At 75.2% G+C, this 7510-nt stretch carries 7 protein-coding genes; 6 read left to right on the top strand and 1 reads right to left on the bottom strand.

The annotated features are described in order from the left end of the window. From HCN08_RS31645 to HCN08_RS31625, 5 genes are all read left to right on the top strand, one after another. A partial coding sequence (locus tag HCN08_RS31645) for an LLM class flavin-dependent oxidoreductase (RefSeq protein WP_167986755.1) occupies positions 1-844 on the top strand: 844 nt, incomplete at its 5' end. 84 nt (positions 845-928) lie between these two features. After that, a complete protein-coding gene (locus tag HCN08_RS31640; protein ID WP_167986754.1) occupies positions 929-1777 on the top strand; it encodes a DUF1684 domain-containing protein in 849 nt (282 codons plus the stop codon). Between the two features lie 664 nt (positions 1778-2441). Further along, a complete protein-coding gene (locus HCN08_RS31635) occupies positions 2442-2864 on the top strand; it encodes an RlpA-like double-psi beta-barrel domain-containing protein (RefSeq protein ID WP_167986753.1) in 423 nt (140 codons plus the stop codon). A 70-nt stretch (positions 2865-2934) separates the two neighbouring features. Continuing rightward, complete coding sequence (locus HCN08_RS31630; RefSeq protein ID WP_167986752.1) at positions 2935-3561, top strand: twin-arginine translocation signal domain-containing protein; 627 nt, start codon at positions 2935-2937, stop codon at positions 3559-3561. Between the two features lie 14 nt (positions 3562-3575). Continuing rightward, positions 3576-4466: a MauE/DoxX family redox-associated membrane protein gene (locus tag HCN08_RS31625; RefSeq protein WP_167986751.1), complete on the top strand. Its 891-nt coding sequence runs from the start codon at positions 3576-3578 to the stop codon at positions 4464-4466. A 112-nt stretch (positions 4467-4578) separates the two neighbouring features. Here the strand turns inward: HCN08_RS31625 and HCN08_RS31620 are convergent, their stop codons facing one another. After that, a complete protein-coding gene (locus HCN08_RS31620; RefSeq protein WP_167986750.1) occupies positions 4579-5394 on the bottom strand; it encodes a helix-turn-helix domain-containing protein in 816 nt (271 codons plus the stop codon). Between the two features lie 624 nt (positions 5395-6018). Between HCN08_RS31620 and HCN08_RS31615 the strand changes: the two genes are divergently transcribed. Next, complete coding sequence (locus HCN08_RS31615) at positions 6019-7383, top strand: PLP-dependent aminotransferase family protein (protein WP_167986749.1); 1365 nt, start codon at positions 6019-6021, stop codon at positions 7381-7383. Positions 7384-7510: the final 127 nt, after the last annotated feature.

Genomic DNA, 7510 nt, shown 5'->3' with positions numbered 1-7510 from the left:
GTTCCTGCGCGACCCGCAGGCCGGTGAATTCGCGCACCGGGTGAGCGAGTTCGACATCCGGGGGCGGTTCAACGTACCGCGCAGCCCGCAGGGCCGGCCGGTGGTCTTCCAGGCCGGCGACTCCGACCAGGGCCGGGAGTTCGCCGCCTCCGGCGCCGACGCGATCTTCTCCCGGCACGGCACCTTCGACGCCGGCCGCGCCTTCTACGCCGACGTCAAGGGCCGGCTCGCCACATACGGCCGCCGGCCCGAGGACCTGCTGATCCTCCCGGCCGCCACCTTCGTCCTCGGCGATACCCCGGCGGACGCGGCGGAGAAGGCCGACGTCATCCGGCACCAGCAGGTCAGCGGGGCGACCGCGATCGCGTTCCTGGAACGGGTGTGGAACCGCGACCTGAGCGGCTACGACCCGGAGGGCCCGCTGCCGGACGTCGAGCCGCTGGTGGAGGGCGACCTGATCGCCAAGGGCCGGGCCGACGCGCGCGGCCAGGATCTGCTGGCGACCGTCGCCCGCTGGCGGCAGGTCGCCGAGGAGGGCAAGCTCTCGATCCGCGAGCTGGTCATCGCCGAGACCGGGCGGCAGAACTTCATCGGCACCGCCGCGCAAGTCGCCGCGGAGATCAACGAGTTCGTGCAGACCGACGCGAGCGACGGCTTCATCCTCGTGCCGCACCTGACGCCCGGCGGCCTCGACGAGTTCGCCGACACCGTGGTGCCGCTGCTCCAGGAACGCGGCGTCTTCCGCACCGAATACACCGGCGAGACCCTCCGCGACCACCTCGGCCTGCCCGCCCTCACCCCGCCCGCCGGCCGCACCCGTACGCAGGCGGCGGCCCGCGCCTGACCCCCGGCGCCGGCGCACACCGGCCCGGCACCGCCCCATCCAGGCCATCCAGGCAATCCAGCGACCCCCCAGGGAGACCACGTCATGACCGCACCGGCAGAGCAGCAGGACCGCGCCGCGTTCGCCCGGCAATGGGCGGAGTGGCACGCCAGAAAGGACGAGGCACTCGCCGGACCGCACGGCTTCCTCGCGATCACCAGCCTCAACTGGCTGGACGAGACCCCCACCCGCTTCCCGGACGCGCCCGGCGCGTGGTCCAGCACCGACGAGGGCGTCGTGGTGGAGCTCGCCGACGGCGAGGAGCTGGCGTACGAGGGCGAGACGCTGCGCGGCCGACACAACTTCGGCGTGCCGGCCGAGCGGGCGAGCCTGTTCCCGCTCGCGGGCGACGCGGCGATCGAGGTCGCCCGGCGCGGCGGCTACGACATCCTGCGCCCCCGCCACCCGGAGAACGCGCTGCGGGTGTCCTTCACCTGCACGCCCGCCTACGAGCCCGACCCGCGCTGGGCGGTGCCGGGCCGCTTCACGCGCTTCGACGCGCCGCGCCCGACGCCGGTCGGCGCGGTGGTGGCGGGGCTGGAGCACGTCTACGACGCGGTGGGGCAGGTCGAGTTCGCGCTGGACGGCGCGACCTACCGGCTGACCGCCTTCGACGGCCACGCCCCCGGTACGCTCCAGGTCCTCTTCACCGACGCCACCTCGGGCGTGACGACGTACGCCGCGAACCGCTCGCTGACGATCGACGCGCCGGACGCCGAGGGCCGGGTCGTGCTCGACTTCAACCGCGCCACCAACCTGCCCTGCGCCTACACCGATCTGGCCACCTGCCCGCTGCCCCCGGCCGAGAACCGCCTGCCGGTCCCGGTCGAGGCGGGCGAGCGCATCCCGGCCGAGGCCCAGGGCCACGCGCCCAAGTCCGTACCGGCGGCCTGAGGTTCCTGCCCGCGGCCCGAGGAGGTCGGTAGCCGCGGCCTGAAGTCCGCACCCGCGGCCCGGGGTTCGTACCGGTCGCCTGAAGTCCGCATCCGTGACCCGAAGTTCGTACCGGTCGCCTGAAGTCCGCATCCGTGACCCGAAGTTCGTACCGGTCGCCTGAAGTCCGCACCCGCGGCCCGAAGTTCGTACCGGTCGCCCGAACTCCGTCCCCGCGGCCCGCAGTCCGTCCCGTACGTCCGCAAGGCCCCCGTTGTGCGCCGCCGGTTCACCGGACCGGCGGCGTACGCCCCCTTCCGAACGCGCGTAGAATCCCGCATCATTGCGGTGTTCCACCTTGCACTGCCGGCACATCAGACGCATACGGCACAGCACGGGGCCCGCCCGAGGCCCGCCCCCGCACGCGCACCGCCAGGCACCGCACGGAACCACCGCTCGCCGCACCGAGTTCGACCGAGTTCACCCCCGCAAGGCCGCGGCTCCGCCCCGCAATGGCGCGGGCGTGCCGCGCCGTTTGTCATGGGCATGTAATCTCCGCGCAATCTCCCGCCCTCCCGTGCCCCCTTGCGTCGCGCCGCCCGTACGCGTCCGCGTCCGGCGTGCACCGCCCCGCGCGGGTCACCACCCCGGTCCCGCGCCCCCACCCCTTCCGAAGGGACACGACATGGCCTGCGGTTCCACCTCCCTCTGGGCCGGCGAAGCCACCTGGTTCTGCTGCGGCAACGCCTGGGGCTCCTGCGGCAGCGCCGGCACCGGCGCCTGCGGCACCTGCCAGTCCAGCAAGCACATGGCGGCCTGGCCCAACCTCTCCGCCGCCTGCTACGACATCACCCGCCCCGACCTGTGCGGCGAGGGCATGCCGCGGCGCACCTGCGGCGCGGTGATGAACGTCAAGCACCAGTGCTCCGGCGCGACCGTCTGCGTCACGCTCGCCGACTGCGGCCCGCGCACCAAGAGCTTCTGCGGCGAGGCCACCTGCTGCAACGGCGCCTGCCGCACCAACCGGGTCATCGACCTGACCCCCTCGGCCTTCTCCGCGATCGGCAGCCTCAGCTCCGGCAAGCTCCCGGTCTACATCTACGAGTGACCCGCGCCCCCGCGAGCCCCACGCCACAACCGCCTCCCCACCCCCCGGCCACGGAAGGACGAACGACGACATGAGCCCCAGCCAGCACAGCGAGAGCGGCGGGCGCCGCCTGGACCGCCGGCGCTTCCTCACCACCGCCGCCATCGGCGGCGCCACCATCGTCGGGGCCTCCGCCCTCGGCGGACTCGACGCGGACGCGGCCTTCGCCGAGCCGATGCCCTCCCTCGACACCGCCATCCCCGCGGCCTTCGCCGAGGGCCGTATCGTCGCGATCAACCGCAACGTGCTGGACGTCGCCGGCTCGCACGGCGAGCGGTACCTGATCCAGCTCACCAACGCCACCAGCGTGTGGAAGCTGCGCACCACCACCGCCGAGGCGATCGAGGTCGGCGACGGCCTCTACGCGCGTGGCGCGGCGATGCCCGACGGCACGATCGCCGCCGACGCGGTGTGGGTCAACATCGTGAACGTCTACGTCACCATCCGCGGCATCGCCAAGGACCGGCTGCACCTCCAGCACGGCAGTGCCGAGGTCGTCGGCCACATCGTGCCCGACACCACCACCGCCTCCTACCTCGGCGGCGCGCTCACCGCCGACCTGTCGAAGACCCGCATCGGGCAGGAGGCGCAGGTGCTCGGCGCCTGGCGGCCCGCGGACGGCAACATCGACATCGCCCGCGTCTCGCTCGGCCACTAGAAAGGGGCGCCGCCATGATTCCGCTGGTCTCCCACCTCGCGCCGCTGGTCTGCGCCGTGCTGCTCGCCGTCACCGGCGCCGGCAAGCTCTTCGGCCGGCAGACCGACCGACTGGCCGCCAACACCGTGCTGGTGCGGGTGCTGAACGACGGGCGCCGCGCCACGCTCGCGCTGCGCGGCGTCGGCGCGATCGAACTCGCCCTGGCGGCAGCCCTGTTCGCGGTGCCGGACACCGTCGTACCGGGAGCCGCGACCGCGCTGCTCGGCGTCGGCTTCACCGGCTACCTGGCCTACGCCAGGACCACCGCGCCGGAGTCGTCGTGCGGGTGTACCGCCCGCGCCGAAGGCCCCATCGGGGCCAAGGCGTTCAGCCGGGCCGGGCTCGTGGTGGCCGGCGGGGTCCTGGCCGCGACCGCCGACCGCCCGTGGTGGTCGGAGATCTCCCACCGCCCGGCCGCCGCGGCGGCCGTACTGGCCCTGGCCGCCGTGCTGGTGACGGCGCTCATGGCCGACCCGGCGCGGGTGCTGATGCCGCTGCGCCGGGCCCGACTGCGGCTGTTCGGCCACCCGTTGGAGCCCGCCACCGGTGAACGCGTGCCGGTCGCCGCGACGGTGGAGCTGCTGGAGCACTCGCTGGCGTGGCAGGCGGCGATGCCCGTCGTACGGTCGGCGCTGCTCGACCACTGGGACGACGAGGGCTGGCGGGTGCTGCACTACGCGGGCGCCTACACCGACGAGCGCGGTACGCACCCCGCGGACGTGCTGTTCGCGCTGGACCTGACCCTCACCGTGGACTCCGCGCCCTCCCCGGCGGTGCGGGTCTCGGTCATCGACGACATGACCGGCGAGGTCGTGCCGTCCGCCGTGCTCGCCCCCACCCGCACCCCGCTGCCGCTGGCCACCTGACCGGCACCCGGCCCCGCGGCCCCCGACCGGCGCCCCGAGCCCGGCCGGGGGCCGCGGTACGTCCGCAAGAAGCGGGCCCGGGACCGTAAAGCCCCGTGCCGGGCGGCGGAGTTCAGGCCGCGGACTCCCTCGTCGGCAGGAAGGTGACCATCCGGCGCCGCGGGTCGTGCGCGGGCGAGGAGACGAGGGTGCGGACGTGCTGCGGGCGGTCGGTGCCCGGCGGGACGATGATGCGGACCTGCCCGTCGTTGTGCAGCAGGATGCGGTGCGAGCCGTCCACCGCCCGCCACAGCTCGGCCAGTTCGGGATGCCGCTGGATCTCCTCGATGATGCCGCGCAGCTCCGGGCTGCGGGTGGTCTCCGCCTCCAGCCGCAACTGCCGCAGATACGAGGACGCCCAACCGCTCTCCCACTCCCCGCACAGCCGGCGCGCGTACGGCGAGAAGAGCACGAACCGCAGCAGGTTGGCCGGTTCGGGCTCACCCGCGGACAGGAACAGCCCCTGCCAGGCGGCGTTGCTCTCCTCGATGCGCCAGCCGGCGTCCACCGCGAGCGAGGGCACCGGCAGCGCCTGCAGGTACGACGTCCAGCCGCTGACCGCCTCCGGGTCCGGGCGGCCGGGGCCGCGCGGCGGGAATCCGCCGCTGGCGATGAACCACAGCTCGTCGCGCCGCGCCGAGTCCAGGTCCAGCGCCTCGGCAAGCGCGTCCAGCCGGTGCCGCGGGATCGGGCGGACACCGCTTTCCCAGTCCTGGTACAGCCGGGTGGAGATGCCCATGTGCTGCGCCACGTCCTGCTGGCTCAGCCCGCTCCGGCGCTTTCCCGCGGCCGGCCCGGTGGCGCGCGGCGCGGGGCCGCCGTGCTGCCGACGCGCGTGCCGCAGGAAGCCGTGGATCAGTGGCGGGGAAACCACTTCTCGGGTCGCCATGCCATCCCCCCCGGGATCCCGACGCGGTGAAGCAGGCCGCGTCACTGTTCGATAACTGGCCATTCGATGGTCTTGGTTTGGCGCGAGGACTGTCAACCAATGCCCAACAATACGCTTTGACCTGCGCATTTGAGCATTCTTTGAGGATGAGGGAAAGTGAACCCCGGTGGCCTGCGGCCGACTTCGCGCCACCGACCTGGATGTTTGCGGCGCGGGGCTGAATTGGCCCACTTGCGCGCGGGCCCGCATAGGGGTCTGTCCACATTGGTACGTGTCCCATTTTGGACAAGGGCCCGCGCCGATCTGCGAAAGCCCTGCTGGGGGGCCCGGGTCCCCGGGAAAGCCCAGTTCGCGAAGCCGATTACGTACGCCGGGGTTCGTAGCGGGCAGGGCCCGGGGTCGGGTACGAATTCCCCACGGCACACACCGCGGCGGATCGCGCCGGGGCGGGTGCCGGGTACCACCCGCTCCCGGTCGCGGCCCCCCGAGTCGCCGCGACCGGGCCGCCGAGGGCCGCCGGCCCGCTCCGCCCGGTTCGGGGGGGAGCCCTCGGAGGACGAGTGAGGGGCCGGCCTGGCCCGTCGGCCCCTCACCGAGTCACGCGCTGCCGTCCCGGAGGTCGCCATGGCGTATCAGCCGCCCGCCGCACAAGCGCTTACTCGCGCCGCCGGGACCGCTTCCACCGCCGCGCCCGGCGCCCCTCCGCAGCCCGCGCACCACATCGGCTTCGCCGCCGCCGACCACGACGACACCCGGGGCCGCCTCACGGCCCTCGCGGCGGCCCTGCGCGCCGCGGACGCCGCCGAGGCCGCCAGGACCGCCCCGGCACCCGGCGCGGACGGCTGCGCCGGCGCCGCCTCCTACGACGGCGACGGCACCTCCTACGCCGAACTGCTCGCGGCGCTCGCCGACTTGGACGCCCCGGAGGACCTGAGCGACCCGGACGACCTGGGCGACACGCTCGACCTCAACGGCGGGGTCGGCCTCGACGACCCCGCCGGCTCCGGTACGGGCGCCGGTACCGCCGGCAGCCTCCTCCTCGGCCTGGAGCGCGCCGTCGTCGACTTCTGCACCGACCTCGCCCTCGGCGACCGCCGCCGGACGTACGGCTATGTCACCGCGGGCGGCTCCGAGGGCCTGCTCGTCGGCCTGACCGCCGGCCACCAGGCGCTGCCCGGCGCCCCGCTGTACGTGTCCGCCGCCGCGCACCACGCCGCCCGCGGGCACGCCGCCCGGCTCGGCATGGACGTCGTCGAGGTGCCCTGCCGCGAGGACGGCACCATGGACACCTGCCTGCTGCGGCTGCTGGTCGCCGAACGCCCCGGCGGCGCCGTCGTCCTGGCCACCGCCGACACCGCGGCCGGCGCCGGCGGCGACGACCTCGCCGAGATCCGCGCCGCCGCCACCCCCGCCGGCCCCGTCCACGTCCACGTCGAGGCCGGCAACGCGGGCCTGACCGCGCCCTTCGCGCGGCGCCCGCTGCCCTGGGACCTGCGCGACGGCGCCGACAGCCTGTCGCTGACCGCGCACCGCCTGCTGGGCCTGCCCGTCCCGTGCGGGGTCGTGCTGGCCGCGGCCGGCCCGGCCGTACCCGCCGCCCGCGGCGGAGGCGGGCCCACCCCCCACCCGCTGGCCACCGCGCTGCTGTGGGCGGGGCTGCGCGACCACGGCTACGACGGGCTGCGCTCCCTGGTGCACGCCTGCTACGACACCGCCGGCTACGCCGCCGACCACCTCACCGCCGCCGGCTACCGCGCCGACCGCACCGGGCACGGCCTCACCGTCCGCTTCCCCCGGCCGGCCGCCGCGCTGTGCGCCCGCTGGCGGCTGGCCACCGCCGGCCCGTACGCGTGCCTGACCGCGCTGCCGCCGCTCAGCCGCGCCTCCGTCGACGCCTTCTGCCGCGACCTGCGCGCCGGCGGCCCGCTGCCTTCCGTGCCCGGCCCGCGCCTCCCCGCCGAGCCGCACACCGCCCGGGCGGCGCGATGACCGCCGCCCGCACGCTCCCCGCGCGAGGAGCCCCCAGACCGGCGCCCGGCCCGGGCAGAGCCGGGCGCCGCCACCCCCGCCGGGTCCCGTACTCCCGGGTACGGGACCGGGCGGGCCGGGTGGCCGC

Source organism: Actinacidiphila epipremni (assembly GCF_012034175.1).
Classification (GTDB): Bacteria; Actinomycetota; Actinomycetes; order Streptomycetales; family Streptomycetaceae; genus Actinacidiphila; species Actinacidiphila epipremni.
Note: the sequence above shows the minus strand (reverse complement) of the source record. Positions and strands in the feature narration are given on the sequence as shown.

Excerpts from the sequence above, each read along its gene's own strand:
- HCN08_RS31640 (WP_167986754.1), top strand. The coding sequence starts at position 929 with ATGACCGCACCGGCAGAGCAGCAGGACCGCGCCGCGTTCGCCCGGCAA.
- HCN08_RS31635 (WP_167986753.1), top strand. The coding sequence starts at position 2,442 with ATGGCCTGCGGTTCCACCTCCCTCTGGGCCGGCGAAGCCACCTGGTTC.
- HCN08_RS31630 (WP_167986752.1), top strand. The coding sequence starts at position 2,935 with ATGAGCCCCAGCCAGCACAGCGAGAGCGGCGGGCGCCGCCTGGACCGC.
- HCN08_RS31625 (WP_167986751.1), top strand. The coding sequence starts at position 3,576 with ATGATTCCGCTGGTCTCCCACCTCGCGCCGCTGGTCTGCGCCGTGCTG.
- HCN08_RS31620 (WP_167986750.1), bottom strand. The coding sequence starts at position 5,394 with ATGGCGACCCGAGAAGTGGTTTCCCCGCCACTGATCCACGGCTTCCTG.
- HCN08_RS31615 (WP_167986749.1), top strand. The coding sequence starts at position 6,019 with ATGGCGTATCAGCCGCCCGCCGCACAAGCGCTTACTCGCGCCGCCGGG.